General features: G+C 46.8%; 16 protein-coding genes. 9 read left to right on the top strand and 7 right to left on the bottom strand.

Going from position 1 to position 19,735, the window contains the following annotated elements:
- Nucleotides 1–81 precede the first annotated feature (81 nt).
- The 3 genes from htpX (at nucleotide 82) to AELLOGFF_RS04870 (ending at nucleotide 2,588) form a co-directional block, all read left to right on the top strand.
- Entirely contained in the window at nucleotides 82–969 is an 888-nt protein-coding gene (gene htpX / locus AELLOGFF_RS04880) for a protease HtpX (RefSeq protein ID WP_159267626.1), read from the top strand.
- Nucleotides 969–1,613, top strand: a complete 645-nt coding sequence (locus tag AELLOGFF_RS04875) for a class II aldolase/adducin family protein (protein WP_159267625.1) — start codon at nucleotides 969–971, stop codon at nucleotides 1,611–1,613. Before htpX ends, AELLOGFF_RS04875 begins: the two co-directional genes overlap by 1 nt.
- Nucleotides 1,614–1,820: 207 nt before the next feature.
- Nucleotides 1,821–2,588: a putative porin gene (locus tag AELLOGFF_RS04870; protein WP_159267624.1), complete on the top strand. Its 768-nt coding sequence runs from the start codon at nucleotides 1,821–1,823 to the stop codon at nucleotides 2,586–2,588.
- Between the two features lie 203 nt (nucleotides 2,589–2,791).
- On the opposite strand, the gene hrpB is transcribed toward AELLOGFF_RS04870, so the two are convergent.
- The 4 genes from hrpB to AELLOGFF_RS04850 all read right to left on the bottom strand — a co-directional run bounded on the left by hrpB (nucleotide 2,792) and on the right by AELLOGFF_RS04850 (nucleotide 8,335).
- Nucleotides 2,792–5,296, bottom strand: coding sequence for an ATP-dependent helicase HrpB (gene hrpB, locus AELLOGFF_RS04865; RefSeq protein WP_268818558.1), 2,505 nt, complete (start codon nucleotides 5,294–5,296; stop codon nucleotides 2,792–2,794).
- A 397-nt stretch (nucleotides 5,297–5,693) separates the two neighbouring features.
- Nucleotides 5,694–6,482 (bottom strand): SDR family oxidoreductase, encoded by a 789-nt coding sequence (locus AELLOGFF_RS04860; RefSeq protein WP_159267623.1) that lies wholly within the window; start codon nucleotides 6,480–6,482, stop codon nucleotides 5,694–5,696.
- An 85-nt stretch (nucleotides 6,483–6,567) separates the two neighbouring features.
- Nucleotides 6,568–7,326 carry an SDR family NAD(P)-dependent oxidoreductase gene (locus AELLOGFF_RS04855; protein WP_159267622.1) on the bottom strand — a complete coding sequence of 253 codons (759 nt, stop codon included), beginning with the start codon at nucleotides 7,324–7,326 and terminating at the stop codon, nucleotides 6,568–6,570.
- A gap of 244 nt (nucleotides 7,327–7,570) precedes the next feature.
- Nucleotides 7,571–8,335, bottom strand: coding sequence for a TetR/AcrR family transcriptional regulator (locus tag AELLOGFF_RS04850; protein WP_159267621.1), 765 nt, complete (start codon nucleotides 8,333–8,335; stop codon nucleotides 7,571–7,573).
- Between the two features lie 223 nt (nucleotides 8,336–8,558).
- On the opposite strand from AELLOGFF_RS04850, the gene AELLOGFF_RS04845 reads away from it, so the two are divergent.
- The gene (locus AELLOGFF_RS04845) at nucleotides 8,559–9,728 is read left to right on the top strand and encodes a saccharopine dehydrogenase family protein (RefSeq protein ID WP_159267620.1); all 1,170 of its coding nucleotides are present in this window, start codon (nucleotides 8,559–8,561) and stop codon (nucleotides 9,726–9,728) included.
- Between the two features lie 410 nt (nucleotides 9,729–10,138).
- Nucleotides 10,139–10,630, top strand: coding sequence for an HXXEE domain-containing protein (locus AELLOGFF_RS04840; RefSeq protein WP_159267619.1), 492 nt, complete (start codon nucleotides 10,139–10,141; stop codon nucleotides 10,628–10,630).
- A gap of 487 nt (nucleotides 10,631–11,117) precedes the next feature.
- Here AELLOGFF_RS04840 and AELLOGFF_RS04835 read toward each other — a convergent pair whose 3' ends face one another.
- Both AELLOGFF_RS04835 and AELLOGFF_RS04830 read right to left on the bottom strand, forming a co-directional pair.
- A complete protein-coding gene (locus AELLOGFF_RS04835) occupies nucleotides 11,118–12,893 on the bottom strand; it encodes a CocE/NonD family hydrolase (RefSeq protein ID WP_159267618.1) in 1,776 nt (591 codons plus the stop codon).
- Between the two features lie 81 nt (nucleotides 12,894–12,974).
- Nucleotides 12,975–15,317, bottom strand: a complete 2,343-nt coding sequence (locus tag AELLOGFF_RS04830) for a TonB-dependent receptor (protein WP_159267617.1) — start codon at nucleotides 15,315–15,317, stop codon at nucleotides 12,975–12,977.
- A 396-nt stretch (nucleotides 15,318–15,713) separates the two neighbouring features.
- Here AELLOGFF_RS04830 and AELLOGFF_RS04825 point away from each other — a divergent pair, with 396 nt between their 5' ends.
- From AELLOGFF_RS04825 to AELLOGFF_RS04810, 4 genes are all read left to right on the top strand, one after another.
- On the top strand, nucleotides 15,714–16,544 hold the full coding sequence (locus tag AELLOGFF_RS04825) for a DAPG hydrolase family protein (protein ID WP_159267616.1): 831 nt from the start codon (nucleotides 15,714–15,716) through the stop codon (nucleotides 16,542–16,544).
- Nucleotides 16,545–16,586: 42 nt separating this feature from the next.
- Nucleotides 16,587–16,796, top strand: a complete 210-nt coding sequence (locus tag AELLOGFF_RS04820) for a hypothetical protein (protein WP_159267615.1) — start codon at nucleotides 16,587–16,589, stop codon at nucleotides 16,794–16,796.
- A 14-nt stretch (nucleotides 16,797–16,810) separates the two neighbouring features.
- Nucleotides 16,811–17,656 carry a glutathione S-transferase family protein gene (locus AELLOGFF_RS04815; protein WP_159267614.1) on the top strand — a complete coding sequence of 282 codons (846 nt, stop codon included), beginning with the start codon at nucleotides 16,811–16,813 and terminating at the stop codon, nucleotides 17,654–17,656.
- A gap of 282 nt (nucleotides 17,657–17,938) precedes the next feature.
- Nucleotides 17,939–18,598: a TetR/AcrR family transcriptional regulator gene (locus AELLOGFF_RS04810; RefSeq protein ID WP_159267613.1), complete on the top strand. Its 660-nt coding sequence runs from the start codon at nucleotides 17,939–17,941 to the stop codon at nucleotides 18,596–18,598.
- A gap of 373 nt (nucleotides 18,599–18,971) precedes the next feature.
- On the opposite strand, the gene AELLOGFF_RS04805 is transcribed toward AELLOGFF_RS04810, so the two are convergent.
- On the bottom strand, nucleotides 18,972–19,682 hold the full coding sequence (locus tag AELLOGFF_RS04805) for a pseudouridine synthase (RefSeq protein WP_235035493.1): 711 nt from the start codon (nucleotides 19,680–19,682) through the stop codon (nucleotides 18,972–18,974).
- Nucleotides 19,683–19,735 lie beyond the last annotated feature (53 nt).

Raw genomic sequence — 19,735 nt, 5'->3', positions numbered from 1 at the left:
AAAAATCTTACGCTATAGCTTGAAACTAAGGATGGGGACCACCATCTAATTAGCAGTATCAATTTACCGGAACCCTACCCCATGATGCGTATTTTGTTGTTTCTGGCCACCAACCTAGCCATTGTTCTCGTTGCCAGTATCACTCTCAGTTTGCTCGGTGTCGAAAGTATTATGGCGCAAAATGGCGTCGACCTAGACCTAGGCTCATTATTGGTGTTCTGTGCCGTATTTGGTATGGCCGGTTCGCTGGTGTCACTGTTTATTTCCAAATGGATGGCCAAACGCGCCACCCGAACTCAAGTAATCTCCCAGCCAAGCTCAAGCCAAGAGCGCTGGTTAATGGAAACCGTTGCCGAACTGGCGCAAAAAGCGGGCATTGGTATGCCGGAAGTAGGCATATTCCCATCACCGCAAGCCAATGCCTTTGCCACCGGCTGGAATCGAAATTCAGCGCTGGTTGCGGTGTCTGAAGGGCTTCTTAAACAAATGAAGCCCAATGAAGTAAGAGCAGTACTCGCCCATGAAATTGGTCACGTTGCCAATGGCGACATGATTACCCTGACCCTCATTCAGGGCGTGGTAAACACCTTTGTTATGTTCTTTGCGCGAATTATTGGTCACACAGTAGATAGAGCTGTATTTAAAACAGAGCGCGGCCACGGAATTGCTTTTTACATTACCACCTTCATCGCTGAAATGATTTTGGGTATTTTGGCCTCAACTATTGTTATGTGGTTTTCTCGCTGGCGTGAATTCCGCGCCGACTCAGCGGGCGCAAATCTCGCTGGCCGCAACGATATGATTGCAGCTCTACAGCGCCTACAGGCGCAACAAGGGCTACCCAACGATATGCCCGGAGAAATGACGGCACTGGCCATTAGCAGCCAAAAGAAAACGGATCTCGCCGCACTATTTAGCTCCCACCCCCCTCTTGAAAAACGAATTCAGGCGCTTCGAGACGCAGCCTAATGGAGTGGCGAAAAGAACGCGGCCAACTCATTGCCGCCTTACACGGGATGGACAGCGCTCAACTCAGCCCCGGAGCTAGCGGCAATGCCTCAGTAAAAACAGCCGATGGCGGCATGCTAATCTCTGCCACTGGCCAAGTGGCCGCGCATGCTCGACCTCTTGACTTAGTTTATATTGATGCCAAAGGCAAAACGGGGGACGGCCAACTAAAGCCATCAAGTGAATGGCGTATGCACTGGCAAATCTATCAAGACCACCCAAGTGCTGGCGGAATAGTTCACTGCCATTCTCGCTTTGCCACGGTACTGGCTTGTCAGCGCCGCAGCATACCTGCCTTTCACTATATGGTTGCCATTGCTGGTGGTGACTCTATTCCCTGCGCGCCTTACGCCTTGTACGGCAGTGAGGCATTATCCCAGGAGGTTAGCCGTACCTTATTTGAACGCAAAGCGTGCCTGCTCGCAAATCACGGCCAAATTGCCTATAACAGCGATCCAGTCAAAGCACTTTCTTTAGCCAAAGAAGTGGAAGCCTTAGCTGCAAATTATTATTACAGCTTGCAAAATGGTGGCCCCACCTTGCTTAGCGAGCAAGAAATGCGTGATGTACTCTCTCAATATGCAAATTACGGCTGCCAAAAATAGCCTACTTTTGCTCTATTTTGCGGCAATAATCCCCCTTCCTACCACCTGATTTATTGTGTTAACCTCCCTAGCGCTTGCACCAAAATAGACTTCACGGGATATTTTGGTGCACAAAAGATGGAAATTATAAAAGTATCACGCAAAGGAAATGGCTGTGTCATATACGAGATTTATCGTAGTGACCAGTTCTTACGGGGAGTAATTAAAATGAAAAAGATTGTTTTAGCAAGTGCCATCGCTTTGGCTGCAACTGGCCAAGCATACGCAGATTATCAATTTGAAGTGGGTGGTGTTTACACTGATGGCGAAATAAGTAGCGTAGACTACGACGGCCTCGGTGTTGCAGGTGAATTTCATTTTGACAAAGTAGACACAAGCAAGGGACCACTGGCTGAAGCCAGCTTCCTAGACAAATCTTCTTTCGTTAACTTTAGCTTTATCAGCATCGAGCCCGATGTCGCTAATGCTGACGATGTAGATACCACTAACATTGGCGGTCGCTTCGTTACTGCAAACAATATCATTATAGAAGCAGACTGGGCGACAGTAGACACAGGTAACGACGATGACGACACAATCCGTGTCGGCGTAGGTACCTACTTAAACGACAATACTGATGTTGTTGTAAGCTACAGCACCGACGACGACACTGATGTCTTAGATGCTACATTCCACGGTTTAAATTCTCTAAGCCAAGGTGCCTCAGTTGGCTACGATGTCACGGTTGCGTATATTGATACAGACGATGACAGCGGCTACCAAATTGGCGTTGGCGGCACCTACTACTTCAACAATATGTTTGGCCTAGGCTTAAATGCATCTGTTCAAGATGTAGGTGACTACTCTAGCGACCGTATCGGCATTAGCGCGTCTTTCTTCCCAAATGAGCAAGTCGAGCTACTTGCTACGATCTTTGATGATGGTGGTGATGCAGACGGCAACGGACTTCTTATCGGCGGCGCAGTACGCTTCTAAGACACCCTAGCCTGAAAACAAAAAGCCTCTGTAGCATCTCATTCCGCAGGGGCTTTTTACTTGTGTTAGCTTTAATTTCGATTTAAGACGAGCAATAGGAGCATCTGACCAAGGTAACAAATTGACATTCGTTTACTAGATCCTCATCAGCGATAGAAAATGGTTTAAAGAGACGTCTTTCTAAGCAACGCACATCCCCCCAGTCATCCTTTCCTTTTTATTGATCGACCTGCCTTTTCTAAAAGCGGTTGCTCCGGCCAACGATGTTTGGGATATCGACCTCGCATATCCTTAGCGACTTCGAAATAAGAGGTTTTCCAAAAATTTTCTAAGTCACTCGTGGTTTGAATGGCCCTACGCGCTGGCGAGAGAAGCTCAAACCTTAGCGAGACTTTACCTCCGCCAATTTTAGGGGATTCAATTTGCCCAAACATTTCCTGTAATTGAACAGAGACCGTTGGGCCTTGTTGATCATCATAAACGATAGGGACTGTTTTTTGGCTGGGAGTAATATATTCATTTGGGGCTTCTTTACTGAGTAAATGTTGCTCTTCCCAAGATAAAGTCCCACGTAATAACTCGAAAACATTAATCTTCTTTAGGCTTGCTATAGAATTCACATCCGACAAATAAGGCAGCAGCCAGTGATCCAGTGTTTCAAGCAGCGATGCCTTAGAAAGCTTTGGAAATGTCTCAATCTGGCCACCCAGCCATTGGGCCCTAGACAGCCATTCCTCGCACCCTCGCGTCCAACTCAGTACATCTAAACCGATATTTCTAAATTCATGAAGTAAACACGCTTGAAATGCCTCCGGCAGGATATTTTGGATGACTTCAGACTTGATTTTGATCGCTCCGTATTCTGTAATTTTACGACCAGTAATTTTCTGCTTAGCCCTATCGAATTCATAAACATTTTTCTCTTCAATACTATCCTTGAGATAAGACAGTACTAGACTCCCAAGAATAGGCGCAGCACTGTAAATGCGCCCTTCTTGTTTCTGAGCATCACAATCTGCAACCACCAACCAATCACAACCAAAGAGAGGATCATCATCAAATATAAAGACACCTCTGCCATTCGCAAGCAAATAACGTCCACAGGTGGAAGACCGTCTTTTAGCCAATCGATCAGGGTATGCACACAGCAAAAGCTTACCGACAGTTTCCTGTAATACCGTAAGCGAAAAGCCAGTCACAGACTTCTCAAGTTTAAGGCGACGCCGATAGTTACCAGCACTAACCAGCAACTGCTCCACTGCCAAGCGTTTAATCGGGTATCTGTTCAACGCAACATTTTTATCAATCTTGTACTCTTGCACCGCCAACAGACGTTCAATGATGCCAACGCCTCTGTTATGACGAAATATGTCTCGGTCTGACAATAAAGCTGCCATATCACAGGCAATGCCTTGCTCAATTTGCCCTTCTGCCTTCAGTAGCATTGCAGCCAATCTTGGTGAAAGCCCGGCACCTGAAGCCTTTTCACCAAGTGGCGTTACCTTGTTATCACTATCGATTAAACCTAAGGAGATTAAAGTACTTTTGGCAGACTCATAGTGAGAACGAGGAGGGGGTGTCAGCCAGTTAACACTGTCATAGTCCCCATTTCCCCATAGACAAAGCTCAAGTAGTACACCGCTTAAATCCGCAGAGAGAACCTCTTCGCTCTGGTAGTCTTTGAGTGACCTATGCTTTTCCTCGTCCCACAAACGAATACAACGTCCAGGCTGCGTCCGCCCAGCCCGGCCTTTACGCTGCTCAGCGGATGCCTTTGAGATATACGTTGTATCAAGACGTGTCATGCCGCTGACAGGGTCAAAAATGAGCAGCTTTTCTAAACCACTATCAATGACACAGCTAACACCTTCGATGGTTAAACTAGTCTCAGCAATGTTAGTGGTGAAAATAACTCGCCTCTTACCATCGGGATCGGGTATTAAGGCCTGCTCCTGATTTCTCAAAGACAAGCCACCGTATAACGGAAGAAACAACAACTCTGGATCTAAACCTAATGCCGACTGGGACTCGGCAATACATCTATTGATATCTGCCTGCCCAGGTAAAAAAACCAATACATCGCCCTCAGGAATGTTACTGATGGCACTCTTCAAAGCTTCCAGCACCTGATTAACCAAGGGTTTCTTATTGTGACTGGTATGAGTAACAGATACCGGAAATACTCTACCCGGACAGTTAATGACCTCCGCTCCCCCCATGTATTGAGAGACCATTTCCGTGTCAATAGTAGCGGACATCACTAATAGCTTAAGATCCTCTCGAATCGTTTGCTGTATTTCCAGGGCAAGAAGTAAGGAAAGATCGCCATGAAGTGATCTTTCATGAAACTCATCGAAAATAATCAAACCGATATCGTCTATTTCCGGATCACCTTGCAGCCTTCTAGTCAGTATCCCCTCAGTTACGACTTCCAGAACGGTTTCTTTCGATACCGTTCTATCATTTTTTATCTGATAGCCAACCCGTTGACCTACCTTTTCTCCTAATTGGCCGGCCAAATAGTGCGCTATAGACTTGGCAGCCATACGCCGCGGTTCCAACATAATAATTTTTTTCCCTTTAAGCCAACTAACATCTAATAGGCTTAATGGCAGAGCTGTAGATTTCCCTGCTCCTGGTTCTGCCTGCAATACCAGCTTATTCTCATTACTTAGAATATATAAAATTCTGCTGATAACTTGGCTTATCGGTAAAATAGTGGATTCCTCAACATACTTGTAAATTCAGACGACAGTGCTTTTATAGATTTTATCTCAATTTTTACAAACACAATACGGCTACCTTGGGAGTACCATTTTGGTTTGAAAACTAGACTGGAATCTCAGTAGAAGTAAAGAATAGATCACCGCAATTTTGATTTTTGAGGTTAGCTACGAATCATAAACCGATCAGAGCAACCGTCCCTCAAATAAATTTTAACTGCGATCATCTTAAAGCCCATTGACCACTCAATAGCCCCAAGACTATCCACACATCCGCTTGGCCGTGAAGGTCGTTTCAAAATGAATGGCGGAGTAGCCTAAAATTTGGGGCTATACAATTTACATGGTGTTGTCTAAAGATCAATTATAAATCATCGGCCCATCAAGCATCGATACCCGTTCCCAGCGCGGCATGAACCATACCGCCATCCACGGTGATAGTATCACCAATTACGTAATCACCAGCTCGGCTGGCAAGGTAGATTGCGGAACCCGCCATGTCTTCAGCAACACCGACACGGCCACAGGGAATACTATTCGATACATCAGCGGCATGATCTCGTGCAGCGCGGTTCATTTCCGATGGAAAAGCACCTGGGGCGATTGATGTCACATTGATTTGATCCTTAACAAGGCGTGCGGCTAGACGTTTTGTGAGGTAAATAAGCGCCGATTTAGAGGCTTGATAGCTGTAGGTATCCCAGGGATTCAAACGTTGGCCATCGATGGAGGTAATGTTAATCACTTTGGCTGGTTGGCTGGCACTAGCCGCAGCCTTCAATGAATTGTGAAGTGCTTGAAGCAAGAAAAAAGGTGATTTGATATTAAGGTCCATCACTTTATCCCAGCCGGCTTCGGTGAATTCCTCAAAGGGCATACCCCAGGCCGCACCCGCGTTGTTGACCAGGATATCCAATTTGGATTCTGCCTCTGCAAAGCTTGACGCCAATGCCTTACAACCGTCAACTGTACTCACGTCCTGTGGCAGGGAAATACAATTGGGGCCCAATTCTTTGGCCACTGCGTCACAAACATCTGCTTTACGGGACGATATATACACTTTCGCTCCCTGTGCAATAAAGCCTTCAGCAATCATTCGTCCTATGCCGCGAGACCCACCAGTGACCAGTGCTGTTTTACCTTCTAGTGAAAATAATGTTGAAGTATCCATAGTGCTTTCTGTTCCTAATTCATTTTGGCGATCTAAAATATCGCTTAAAGTCCGGCTGATTTTGAATGAAATCTAGTCGCGTTTTTTATAGGGCAGAAGTCCCGCCATCAACAGCGATAGCCTGGCCATTCATGTAACTGTTATCCGGCGACATGAGCATAAACATCACTTCTACCATCTCTTCAGGCGTGCCCAGACGTTTCATTGGGGAACCCTGAGCAAGAAGATCCTGCATGCCACCTAATTCAGCATTTGTAACCAAAGGCGTGGGGCTAAAGAACGGGCACACGGCATTGACACGAATACCTTTGCGCGCGTATTCGACTGCCGCGGTTTTGGTCAAACCGACCACCGCGTGCTTGGCCGCACCGTAGCCTGACAGTTTGGGGGCGGCGCCCAGACCAGCCATAGACGCCACATTAAGTACGATGCCCTGTTCTTGTGTCAGCATCTGCCTGATCTGGTATTTCATTCCAAAGAATACACTTTTGGCATTAACGTTTATGTTGAAATCAAACTCGGCTTCATCCATATCGATAAGGAGCTTCATTGCGGTGCCAGCGCCCGCGTTATTGACAGCAATATCCAGACGTCCAAAATTATTAACAGCGGCCTCGACTAGAGTGGCCATGTCACTTTCCACCGTAACATCGCAGCGCTGACTGACAATATCCGCGCCTGCCTCCCGCAGTGGCGAGACAACCTGCTCCAAGCCCTCAGCATTGATATCTCCTAGTACCAGCTGGGCACCAGCAACAGAAAGCTTTTCTGCCATAATTTTTCCGAAACCACTCGCGGCGCCGGTGATGAGAATGACCTTATTATTAAACTGTGTTGTGTCCAAAATGTGCTCCTATTATTTAGCGTGGTAGTAAATCAAATTGTTCGATTAAACTCTGTTAATTTGCCCTTGGTGATAGTCGCGACCTCATTAAGTTAATCGACATTTCTCGCGCCTCATTAACAATGATAGGCAAGATTTATAAAATTGTGTTTTTCATTAAAGAATACTCAGCGATAGATAAGGTAGGTATAAAAGTTATTATCAGTTGACTACGAACAATATCAGGACATTTATTTTACTTGGGTCATATCTCAGCCTTGTTCTTTAAACCACTTTTACTAACGCCCAACAAGCTTCTTGCAGAACCCACTACAAAGTCTGCATACGCCTGCACATCTGTCCCCCTTTCCTGGAAGTACCAGGGCTTGAGGAACCATTCCTCCACCATGGACACCAGCGCCGCCGCCGCCAATGCACTGTCCACCGGCTTGTAAATACCCGATTTAATGCCCTTTTCAATCTGGGTTTCAATAATACCAGTGGCATTGCGCTCCACTTCGAGTGAGCGTTGAATCAATTCAACTGGCTGATTCTTGGTTTCCATATAGACAAAGAAATACCATGATCGGAACAGCTCACTCATGTAAATACGAGCACAAAGTTGTGCTTCCAGTTGTCCATTTATATCATCGTCGGGAATGGGTAGGCGGTTGTTGATCTCAAGAAACGTCATGCCGACGAACTCGGTCACCATGCGTGCCAGCTCTTCCTTACTGCTGATGTAGTTATACATGCCACCCATGCTCAGCGCTGTTTCCTTACAGAGATCTCGCAGCGACATAGCGTGAAACCCCCTCTTGGCTGATATGCTAAAAATGGCCTTGAGAATCATCTCCAGTTTTGGAATAGCCAGCCGGGCATTCTGAACACTGATGCTAGCCTTGTTCGCCTCGAAGAAGTATTCATACACATTCTTTTTGTTTAATGGCAGTACACGTTGATAGGCAGCAAAACTCAAATCTTCTGGCCACTCAACTGAACTGTCTTGTTCTCTCACACCCGCTGTCATGCCAATCCCCTACTCCAGACAATCTTACTATAGCGCAAAAATGTTTGACGAGCGAGCGCTCGCTCGTTTAATATGAAAACTTTCCAATTCATACAAAATGTTAGCTTGTGTTGCCAGCAAATAAGGGAATACGAGAACGCATACCGCTAAGACAAATGTTAAACAGGATCTTCAGTTGACCCGCGCTGGGGATATTCATTCTACTAATAAGGATTTACAAAACATGAAAACAGAGCGCGAATTTGACCTTATCATCTACGGTGCCAGTGGTTTTACCGGTCAGCTAATAGCTGAATATATAGCGGCACAACAGGGAAACTCTGGAAAGTTGCGGTGGGCTCTCGCTGGACGAAATGAGGACAAGATCCGCGCCGTAGTGGCTGAATCCGGCCTACCCGCCGACTTACCGATCATCGCCGCTGATTCCAGCGACGAGGCAGCAGTAAAAGCCTTGGTTCAGCGCACCTCAGTCATATTGACTGCAGTGGGCCCCTATCAACTCTATGGCTCCCTCATGGTTAAAGCCTGTGCAGAAACAGGGACCGATTATGTAGACCTTTGTGGTGAACCCAGCTGGATGCGGGCGATGATCGAACAGCATCAAGCTACTGCCCAAGCCAGTGGCGCTCGCATCGTTTTCTCGTGTGGCTTTGATTCTATTCCATCTGATCTGGGTGTTTTCTACCTACAGTCACTAGCAAAAGAGAAAACAGGACAGCCCGCCCAACATATAAAAGCGCTTGTTCGTGGCATGCAGGGCATCGCCTCTGGAGGCACAGTGGCCAGCTTGAAAGCCACCATAGTTGCCGCAGCTAAAGACCCCGCCATTGGTAAACAGCTAAAAAACCCTTACGGGCTGGTTCCCGGATACGAGGGCGTAGATCAGCCTGAAAGTTTCAAACCTTGCTATGTTGAAGACGTCAGTAGCTGGGCTGCGCCATTTGTGATGGCGACCATTAATATCCCCAATGTCCACCGCTCTAACGCCTTGCTAAAGCACGCCTATGGAGAAGGTTTTACCTACTCCGAAATGATGCTCACCGGCCCAGGTGAAAAAGGAGAAACCATCGCTAAGGCGATGGCCACGCCAAGCCTGAGCAATGATGATCTGAAACCCGGTGAAGGTCCCAGCCGAGAAGAGCAGGAAGCCGGCTTCTACGACTTATTGTTTATCGGTGAAACGGCCAGTGGCGAGCAAATTCGCGCCTCTGTTGCCGGCGATCGCGACCCTGGCTACGGTTCCACTTCGCGCATGATTTCAGAGAGCGCACTCGCCATGGCACTGGACGACATCCAAACTCCAGGTGGTATTTGGACACCCGCTGCCGCCATGGGAGAGCAATTGATTAAGCGCCTAACTGAAAATGCTGGCCTGGTTTTCAAAGCTGAATAATATGGCGGGCGATATAATCGCCCCTCACTTCTCTTTGAAATAGTTAGGGATAAAACATGCTCCCTAGATCCGTACAAGTGGCTCAAACACGAATTAATTTTGCGACAGTGATTGTCTTCATCAAGTTCGAAAATTTCTGGATGCAGAAGCTGCCCCTATCACGCGGCATGGGAAAAGGCAGGGAAAACAAACCGCGTCCTATGGTAAAAAGCAGGAACTCAGGGATTCCTAGCACCGACTGTTCCAGAGGAATATGTCGGCGTAGATTACTGCTACAACTCCATGGTCAATGAAAAATTGACCAAAGGAGTCTATACCAGTATCGGCTGGCCACTTCCCAGCAACACCGCCACCTTGAACCTGCTGCTACCTTTTATTCCCCATACTAATAACCACTGAAGGAGTAAAATATGAACGTTGATGCAATACCTAAATTTCTCGGCAGGCTTTCCTACCGCCAGGCGATCTGGTTGGCACCATTAGCTTATCTCGTACACATCCTTGAGGAATCTCAGCAATTCGCGGCATGGGCCAGCACCCACTTTGCTGGCGGTTTCACCACTGCACAATTCGTCAAGAACAACTTGATAATAATGGGGATACTCGTAGGGCTGAGTGTCCTAGTCACACTTCACCCAAGGAAGTGGACAGCTCTACTTCACTTCTACCAGCTTTGCGCGGGCATGTTTCACATGGGGGCAACAGCGTATATTGGTGTCTATTCGCCAGGCCTCTTGAGTGCGATCCTTCTCTACCTGCCTGTCTCTTACTACATCACCAGACTCGGATACAGGGAGGGTCTTCTTCCTAACGTTCCCGCACTGGTTGTATTAGTGCTTGCAGGTCTCGGCCATGCATTGTTCGTCTACAGCCAACTCTTTACACTGGATTTACGGCTGTGACATTTGATGCAACATAGATTGCCGAGACGCTTAATCAGCTAAGACTATTCAAGAAAATAGAGGGAGTAAGCAAGAGGCATCTTTGTTTTGTTCTTTGATGTCGATGGATTGAACGTCGCCAAACAGACAACCTGAATTCATCGACCAACCAGGTGATTGCCAATTTTCCGGACGCGGTGTACATCATTTGACGCACAAGACCAAACGCTGCTCAGTCAGGCTTTATTACACCAGTCGTTGCAAAGAAGACTCCTGACACATTCTGGCAGGGAAGGCGCAACTCTCGCTGACTCTGCCGGCAATAAGGCCGTTGAGATCAGCAGCTACCGCTGGAAGAAACACCGTTGAGGTTTTGTTTCAGTTGCCTGTGGCAGACTGTAATAAGAATTCGCTAGGGACACCTGGCATGAGAAGAATCTGATTCTCCCCAAGATAGGCTATGCCGGTGGATTGGGCGGGGACTTATCCCCGCCTGCCCAGAGCAACATTACTCATCTATTGGAACAATTGGTAGCTGCAAATACGACCTATGTTCCGGACCCGTATGGATAATGTGATTTCCTTCGTTCACTGTGGGTATATCATTCAGTTCATCGAAGCGGTCGATATGATGCCCCGCCACTGTCAGCCGTAATTGCTGTCCCGCATGCCACAGAATGGCACTGGGGTATAACCTAATATCCACAGGCACAATTTCGCCAGATTCTAAGTAGTCGTTTTCCACGAAGCGCTGAACCGGCATAAAGTCTGTCGACAGGTCTGGATCGAGTTCGCGAAGAGAAACCCTTAGCCTGCCGGGCAATCCAGGAGGGGAAGGCAGGTACTGCTTGCTAATGTCGTTCCTAGGGTCTAAAAGTGTGCCATCCACATCGAGTTTCTCCACCAGTACGAACAGGTCCATATCTGGGGCGCTTTCTGCCTCTACCCACAGCCGCAGTTTTGAATAACCGATTAAACGGGTGTCCTCGTTAAACGTAATAGTAAAGGAAACTTCATCCCCGGTAGATTCATAGCTAAGCTGAGCAGCCGCTTCTGCAGGTTGGGTCGACAGTCCCTTCGAAGAGGCATCCAGATAGTACTTACGGTATTCGGTATCAGGCAGAGGCCAGTTGCTGAAGGGAACGCTCAGCAAGTCATCGCCACCTGGGTCGAGAACAGCAAGCCGCACCTTCGGTGTGTTTTCCCAACCGTTATCGACCCCCTTCAAATAACGATCATAAAAGCGTAGTAAATCCTGCTCGCTCTCCGGATTATACTGGTCATACCACTCCTGCTTATTGTTAATACGAAGCCACTTATTCTCCGACGATATCCGTCGAAAACCCTCGTATGCGCCAAAGCGATGCAGCATGGTGGTATTGTCGGTACCCACATAGGCCGGCACATTAACGTTCTCCAGTACCGCCGCTTTGTCTTCCATGTAAGGCGTCATATACGGCTGCCTGTAGAAAGTAGCAACCATGTCTTCCTGCATACCTACCCCGGACTTGTGGAAACGCTCCGCGAAATCAGTATCCGGAATACCGCCAGGGGCGGTATTGTCTCGGTATAGATCACTCATGCCATTCCAGGGGGCGATTGCCGCCAAATGAGGAGGTTGCAAGGCGGCGATAAACCACTGGCTAATAGCCAGCCAAGAAGTGCCGTAGAGACCAACTTTTCCGTTACTCCATTCCTGATTTGCCACCCACTCGATCACATCGTAGCCGTCACCGGCTTCAACCATGCCGAAAGCATGCCCGGCCCCTTCAGAGTTAAATGCGCCACGCGCATCAGGGTTCACTACTGCGTAGCCATTACAACTCCAGAAGGCCGCGTCAGCCCCTTCGAACTTGGCAAGCCCCGAGAACCACTCTGGGGGAACCCCTTTCGGCGGCGGTGTCGGTAAACGCTTACCATAGGGGCTCCAGGAAATGATGGCAGGGAGTTGTTTGTAAGGGATATCTGCCGGCCGAAGAATATCTGTATAGATGACTACCCCATCACGTAAGGTCACAGGGATGTCACGCTCATGGATAATGTCGCAGGGTAGCGGCAGCGCCGCGGGAGGGAATACATCCCCAGCAGAGTACTTGAGCGTCTTACGCCCAAACTCCAAAGACGGCGGCAACGAGGCTGCTTTTCGAAAGGTTACCCCCCACTCCGCCGGATATTTTGAAGGTAATGCTACACTTTCTTTATTGTCGCTTGGCGTTGAACAACCCGCCGCAATAAAAGACAGGGCTGATATTAGTGTAATTGGAATAAGTGTGTTTAATTTCATAATAGGCACTTTCCCTGGGCTAAACCCGTTAAATGTTATAATTAAAGAACCACCGACTTAGCGGTTCGTCGACTTGGGAAGCTAAAAGTTATAATTGAAGTTCATGCTGAAATACCGGTCTGCCGATTTAGGCACAAACTGAATAACGCTGTCATATTGTCCAGTGGCATCAGAAAATGCCGCAATATTGCTCACATACTGTTTATCGAACAAGTTGTTCACAAAGAAGCTAAGCAAATATTTACCTTGTTCATCTTCAAAACCGAAAGACAAGTCAGCTACACCATAGGCGTCCTGTAAGGTATTAGGGTTCTGGTTAGCGTCATACTGAACTTCAGACTGCCAGCGGTAATTAAGCTGTACGAAACCTTCTAGACCACTATCAAACAATGGCTGGTGGTAGCGGCCACCGATAATTGTTTTCCACTCAGGTGAGAAAGTTGTTACTTCACCAGATACATCCTTTGAACCATTTACTGAACATTGAGGATCAGGATCTGATGTATAGCAGTCGACTTCATACTCAAGATACTCGGCGTCCAGCCAGGTTAAACTGGCATTCAACACTAGGTTGGCCGATGCCGCGAACAGTGAATCGAACTCAATACCAATCTGACGGGTTTCGCCTGCATTAGTGGGCAACCATCCAAGTTCGTCTGGATTGTAATAGTTAACTTGCTGATCTTTGAATTCCTGCCAGAACACAGCAGTATTGATATTTAAACGACCATCCATTAACCGTGATTTGAAACCCAGTTCATAGGCGTCTACATATTCTGGTTCTAATGGCGCTTCGAAACCACTGTCTATACTTGCTCCTGGCCCCTTATACCCCCTGGAATAACTAATGTAGCCATTAGATTCACCGTTGAAGTCGTGCTGGATGGCGAGCTTTCCAGTCCACTCGTTATTGGAAACATCACCTGTACCCTCGTAGCCCTCTTGTAACGTGTCACCGGCAACTAATACTCCAAGTTGCTCAGCGTCCCATGCGAAGTTGTCATACTGGTAACGTAAACCAAGGGTCAGTATCCAGTCGTCAGCCAAGGAATAGTCTGCCTGCCCGAACAGAGCATAGTATTCAGTATCAATTTTTTGATGACTCGAATAAGAGTCATTTACAATAAAGTTTGAAGAAGTATAGGGAGCCGGCAAAGGTTCACAATCACTGTATGATGGTCGCTGGTATCCATCCGGTGTTGGGGCATCAAAACAGAAAGTTCTACGTGAAGTTCCTATGCCGTCATAGGACGTTCCCCAAAAGAAAGCACCGACTACATACTGCAAATCACCAGAGTGATCGGATTGAATACGTAGTTCCTCAGACCATTGTTCAGTATCCTTATCCCCCGTTACAATGCCCCGAAATGAAGGCGTACCCAGTGGGCCGTTAGCGCCAATTTGAGTAGTAAGAGGTACGTCAAATCCAGTTGAATCAATATCAATTAAATCGTATAGATCCCAGGAACGATAAGACGTCAAAGAGGTAATGGTGTGGTTCTCAAGCCTCCAATTGATTTCTGCGCTCAGACCCCAATCGGTGATTTGATGTTCATTAGGGTCATTAAGCTCGGTCTCGCGATTACCAACTCCGGCTGTAGCTGCAGATATCGCTGCTTGCTCAGGTCCGAGGGACCGTGACACCCTGGCACCAGAGGGGGAATCACTATCAGTGTAATCAGCTATAAATAAAACATCTATTTCTGGCGTGATATCCCACTGCAATTTAGCTCGAACACCATAGCTTTCAGCTCCGTCCAAGCTCGGGCCATCGGGAGTTATATTTTGAATATGGTTCTCATCTACATGTCGGTAATTACCACTGACACGAAAGGCCAAATCATCGCTGATTGGCGCAGAGTAAGTCCCTTTCAGGCGGGCATCACCGTATTCATCATAACCAACCCCAACATTACCCTCGGGCTCCTCGAAAGTTGGTCTTTTAGTAACAATACTTATCACACCAGCGGAGGCATTCTTTCCAAAAAGTGTACTCTGGGGCCCCCTTAGAACCTCGACCCTTTCAATGTCTGCGAGGTCCGAAAAAAACTGTCCCTGTCGAGCAAGCACCACGCCATCCAACACCGTAGATACACTGGACTCTACAGTGGCAGAGTTAATCGTGGTACCGACACCTCGAATGTAGACGCTTTTCTGGTACGGCGAGAGATTATCCTGAAAACTCAGGGAAGGAGATACATCCACCAAGTCCTCAAAGTCAGTAATACCGGCATTCTCTAGCATATCGCCACTCATAGCCTGTACCGAGGCAGGTACATCCTGTAGAGACTGCTCTCGTTTTTGCGAGGTAACCAAAACCTCTTCCAGCATAAAACTTTCAGTTTGAGCTATTGCCTGTGATAACGGCGATAAAAGAAAGCTACCTGCTAGCATCCCAAGAAAGGGACGTTGAAATGTTGACATTATTATCCTCCGAAAGGGCGATCACGAGGATCTCCCTAAATTGCCCAGTTATTTTTAATTATTGACAAGCCATTGCATACTACAACACGATTGCACACATGTGCAACAATGTTGTTGCGTGCATATATTTGCATGGTCACTTCTGTTATGTTGGCGAAGGCTCGCCGCAGAATAGAGGCCGTATTAAATATCGGGAATGGAATGCAGAACACAATAAATTCGACGCCAAACCGAAGGTGCAAAAGAAAGAACCGTACTCGAAAGCAATTGATAGGTGCAGTAATCAAGCTGCTACTTGATAAGGGTTATGTGAAAGTGGTGACCGACAAAATCACGCTAAGCAGTAAAAAATCTAATCCGGCCAACAGTGCCTAAAAATATGGACGAATTGATCTCATGACCAATGAAACTTATCTCGGCATGCGCCCAGACGACCTGAAAGACAAACCCTACGCAAAATACTGGAACCCTGACATGAAAGGTTTATCAGAACATGTGACGCAGGGTCTACTACAAAGCCCCCTTCCAAACGGTTATGGGTTTTCACACAAAGAGTCTACTCGACTACTTGAATCGGGGTACCTGCCATTGGAATCAGGTTATACCCAACTGTCCAATGGCGAAATGTTTGTCGCCACACTAACACCCATGCCTGGTGTCAGCGGTAAAATGATCGACTGGTGGTTTGGCTGGCACGGTAGCGAAAGCCAGCGCTATAAGTTATGGCATCCCCATGCCCATATAAAAACCTTAATGAAAAACCCCACAGAGGATAACCCTAACCTGAGCGACCGCGAACGGTACGTTGGCAATACCTCCTACGTGGATGAATACATTGGTGACCGTGTATTAAAGTTGGCCATTCAGTTTAAAGACCCAGAAATGTTTGGTCTCGATCCATCTAAATTCGAAGCCGCCGGTGTGCAAACAGTGGTTTGCGCGCACGTGGGGCCAGCAAAAAGTTCGATCAACGTAGGAAAACTGGTACACCTTATCCGAGAGACTGAAGACGGCTGCGAAATGCGGAGCCGTTTCTGGTTGGGAAAGGCCTCTCTTCGAGATAAGCCAAAGTCCCATCCCTTAAACCGTGTACTGGGCATGAAGGCCGTTTCCAAATTCGCCATGACCAGAGACCACGGGCACGACATGGTGGTGCATTGCGGCATGGAAATGGCACACCTCGCCAGCTTCCTGCCGGCACTCTATGCAGATTATCACTCGGAGTAACGATCAATCATTAACATGCTTAGACCAGTATCAATTCTTGCCATGGATACAGCTGTGGTTGTGGTTTTCGCAAGCACGCAAAATACAGATATCATGATTTACAAGGCTATCAACTCAGAAATATGCGGCAGCATTGGCGATCAGATAGTGGACCAGGGTGGCGCCGTGAGCAAAGGTAAAATGGATATCATCAAAGCATATATACAGCAACGCTTGAGTTGGCTGAAATCTCCCGCAACGGCCAATGGATAAGAGGTAACTGAACAGTGATTCTCACAGAGAAAGAAGTAACTACTAAGGAAGTGAAGGCATGGAAGGGATTGCACCTTTTACATTTTCAGGGTTCTAGCTGCTCGCAAAAAGTGCGATTAATGCTGGGAGAACTCGAACAAAAATGGGTATCGCATCCAATAAATCTCATCAAGCAGGCGAACAGCACGCCTTGGTACTTGGGAATTAACCCGCGGGGCGTAGTTCCTGTACTGGTGCACGATGGCGTGGTGCATGTGGAAAGCAACGACATCATCACCTACCTTAATACCACTTTCAGCAAGCCAGGCAACAGCTACTTTTTTGATACCTCAAGTACTGCCGCCGCAGAAGCACAGCAACTGCTCGACCTAGAGGAATCACTCCATATGGATTTGCGCCTACTAACCATTGAATTTGGGCCTCTGTCGTTAAAGAGCAAGGATTCGATAGACGCTCAGGAAAAAAATGGTAACTTCGATGCCAAGCGTGCACACGAAGTAGAATGGTGGCGTGAAAAAGCAGAAAACGGTATCAGTGATTCAGAGACCTGTGCCGCGGCTAAGAACTTCTCGACGGCATTTAATAAACTGGATCAACGCCTAGCTGAGCAGCCCTGGATTATGGGCGACAAAATATCCATCATCGACATTTCATGGTTTCCCAATGTGCAACGACTGATTAACATGGGGTATCCCATGTCTCGTCACAAAAATCTTTCCGCCTACTACCAGCGACTTATATCCCGCCCGTCTTTCAAAGCCGAGCTCAGTCAGCCGGGCTCTAGATTTGGCAAGCTACTTTTTGGCGGTATCAGGTTTGCTAACCGCATCAAAGGAAAAAGCATGGAGCGCTGCCTATGAACTTAAAGAGTAGTAGCCGCAATTAGCTCCTTTTGGAGATACTGAATATTGCGCTAGCTCTTTATTTCACATTCAAACCCATGGCCTACACCCAAGATTTTCAATCTACCAAAGGTCCGAGAGTAACGGTACTCTTTAGAAACATCCAAACATAATGAATGACTTAAAATTAAAGAAGATCCAGCAAGAGACAAAATTAATTACAAGTGACGTACTTATATGATTAGTGCATCATTGTGGAATTCACAGAATTAGCAGGCCATATTTAAGACAGGGAGAGTAATGCAGCACGAAAAAAAATCAACACCAAACCGAATGATCAAAAGAAAGAACCGTACTCGCAAGCAATTGATAGATGCAGCGGTCCAGCTAGTATTGAATAAGGGCTATGACAAAGTGATGACTGACGAAATCACTGAGCTGGCCGATGTGGGACGTCGCACCTTCTACAATCACTTTAATAACAAGCGAGACTGTATAAAGGCTGCCGTTGTAGAGCGCTACGTTGACTATGCCGAGGAGTTAAATCAACTGTTAAAAATCACTCTAGGCCTGAAGGAAGAAATAAATGCCGATCCTGCTTTGATTATTACGACCATGGCCACCGGTATGTTCCAGAGGGTCGTATCTGACCCTCTCACCGAACAGTTGTTACTCTACCCGCAAATTCTCAAAGAAGTGGTAGCAGAAAACAAGCTGAGTTATTTAATCTCCACTGTAAAGCGAGAGTTGATTCTAGAACGTTGTAATCCGCAGCTGCCAATCAAGTCACTTGAATCAATTCTCTACTGGGGATTCGTGGGCCTAGTGGTGGACTCCATTACTAGGAATACTCAAAAAGTAGACAAACTAACGTGGGGACGGTTTGTCCTTCAAACCCTAGGGATAGATCAAGCTGAGCATGAACAACTACTTGAGGCCGCTGAGTTGATTTACACTTAAAACTGACCCGCTACCCCCAATCTTCACATAGAATTTTGACCCACGGATAATATTTTCCCGCAGGCTAATACGGAGGATATAGGAGCGATAGACCCGGCATTATTAAGCGATAGCCTCCACGGCTCCTGCATCGCAATGCACTGATTGGCAAACCAAGGCAGATCCAAAAACACTAAGACCACGCAGGTGGTTTTACCCGGTCCTAGCGGCGCATTCAAGATAAATCAATGCAACACGAATATAAATATATGACTGCTTGAATCGGCATTTCAGCCATACCCGATTTACACTCTAGTTTGCGAACGAGAAATGATGGAATATAAAATAAACAACTAGAATCAGCGAATAATTTACAGACTGTGTGTTTCAATATTTACCCTTTCAGACTTAATACTTCATGCTGAGTTAATGGACGACTCTGCCCAGAGGCCAAGCTTGGGTCTAAACTCAGCCCACCGATGGCATCACGGTGCAACGCCAGCACTTCATTCTGAAAACGACCAAACATACGTTTTATTTGATGATATCGCCCCTCGACCAAACTTAGCTTAGCAACATAGTCAGCTAAGATTTCTAATTTAACGGGGCGGGTAGTTATACCTTCATAGTTAAAAAACATACCTGACGCGAAAGCGTCAATATAGCTAGCATCCAAAGGCTTTGATACTGTAACAGTGTAAACCTTAGCGATATTATTGGCAGGCGAGCTTAAATTACGTGACCATTGGCCATCATTGGTGAGCAACAACAAACCCGTAGTATTAAAATCCAAACGTCCTGGAATATGTAAACCAGCACGCTCGTTTTCAGGAAGTAAATCAATAACGGTTTTATTTCGTGAATCTTTGGTAGCACTGACAACGCCAAGGGGTTTATTCATCATCAAATAACGCGCCACTTGATTTTGCAGCACCTCATCATCAAAACTTACCCAGGAAAAGGGACCAATAACTTGGCCAATATTTGTTGCCACAACACCATCGACAAGCACCCGCTTTTGAGCAAGTAACAATCGAACATCACTTCGTTTAATACGCAATTTAGCGCTAATAAACCGGTCAAGCCGCGTTGTATTAGATCGCACAAGCATTCCTGTTAAGTATTCACAATGCCTATTATATCTCACGTATGACAGGG

The sequence above is a fragment of the Zhongshania aliphaticivorans genome (assembly GCF_902705875.1).
Lineage (GTDB): Bacteria > Pseudomonadota > Gammaproteobacteria > Pseudomonadales > Spongiibacteraceae > Spongiibacter > Spongiibacter aliphaticivorans_A.
The sequence above is the reverse complement of the archived record's forward strand: the minus strand, read 5'-3'. Positions and strand labels throughout refer to the sequence as shown.

What these genes read in the sequence shown, in the direction of transcription:
- AELLOGFF_RS04830 (WP_159267617.1), bottom strand. Translation starts at nt 15,317, where the DNA reads ATGTCAACATTTCAACGTCCCTTTCTTGGGATGCTAGCAGGTAGCTTT.
- AELLOGFF_RS04870 (WP_159267624.1), top strand. Translation starts at nt 1,821, where the DNA reads ATGAAAAAGATTGTTTTAGCAAGTGCCATCGCTTTGGCTGCAACTGGC.
- AELLOGFF_RS04860 (WP_159267623.1), bottom strand. Translation starts at nt 6,482, where the DNA reads ATGGATACTTCAACATTATTTTCACTAGAAGGTAAAACAGCACTGGTC.
- AELLOGFF_RS04840 (WP_159267619.1), top strand. Translation starts at nt 10,139, where the DNA reads ATGAACGTTGATGCAATACCTAAATTTCTCGGCAGGCTTTCCTACCGC.
- AELLOGFF_RS04835 (WP_159267618.1), bottom strand. Translation starts at nt 12,893, where the DNA reads ATGAAATTAAACACACTTATTCCAATTACACTAATATCAGCCCTGTCT.
- htpX (WP_159267626.1), top strand. Translation starts at nt 82, where the DNA reads ATGATGCGTATTTTGTTGTTTCTGGCCACCAACCTAGCCATTGTTCTC.
- AELLOGFF_RS04825 (WP_159267616.1), top strand. Translation starts at nt 15,714, where the DNA reads ATGACCAATGAAACTTATCTCGGCATGCGCCCAGACGACCTGAAAGAC.
- AELLOGFF_RS04850 (WP_159267621.1), bottom strand. Translation starts at nt 8,335, where the DNA reads ATGACAGCGGGTGTGAGAGAACAAGACAGTTCAGTTGAGTGGCCAGAA.
- AELLOGFF_RS04820 (WP_159267615.1), top strand. Translation starts at nt 16,587, where the DNA reads ATGGATACAGCTGTGGTTGTGGTTTTCGCAAGCACGCAAAATACAGAT.
- AELLOGFF_RS04875 (WP_159267625.1), top strand. Translation starts at nt 969, where the DNA reads ATGGAGTGGCGAAAAGAACGCGGCCAACTCATTGCCGCCTTACACGGG.
- AELLOGFF_RS04810 (WP_159267613.1), top strand. Translation starts at nt 17,939, where the DNA reads ATGCAGCACGAAAAAAAATCAACACCAAACCGAATGATCAAAAGAAAG.
- AELLOGFF_RS04845 (WP_159267620.1), top strand. Translation starts at nt 8,559, where the DNA reads ATGAAAACAGAGCGCGAATTTGACCTTATCATCTACGGTGCCAGTGGT.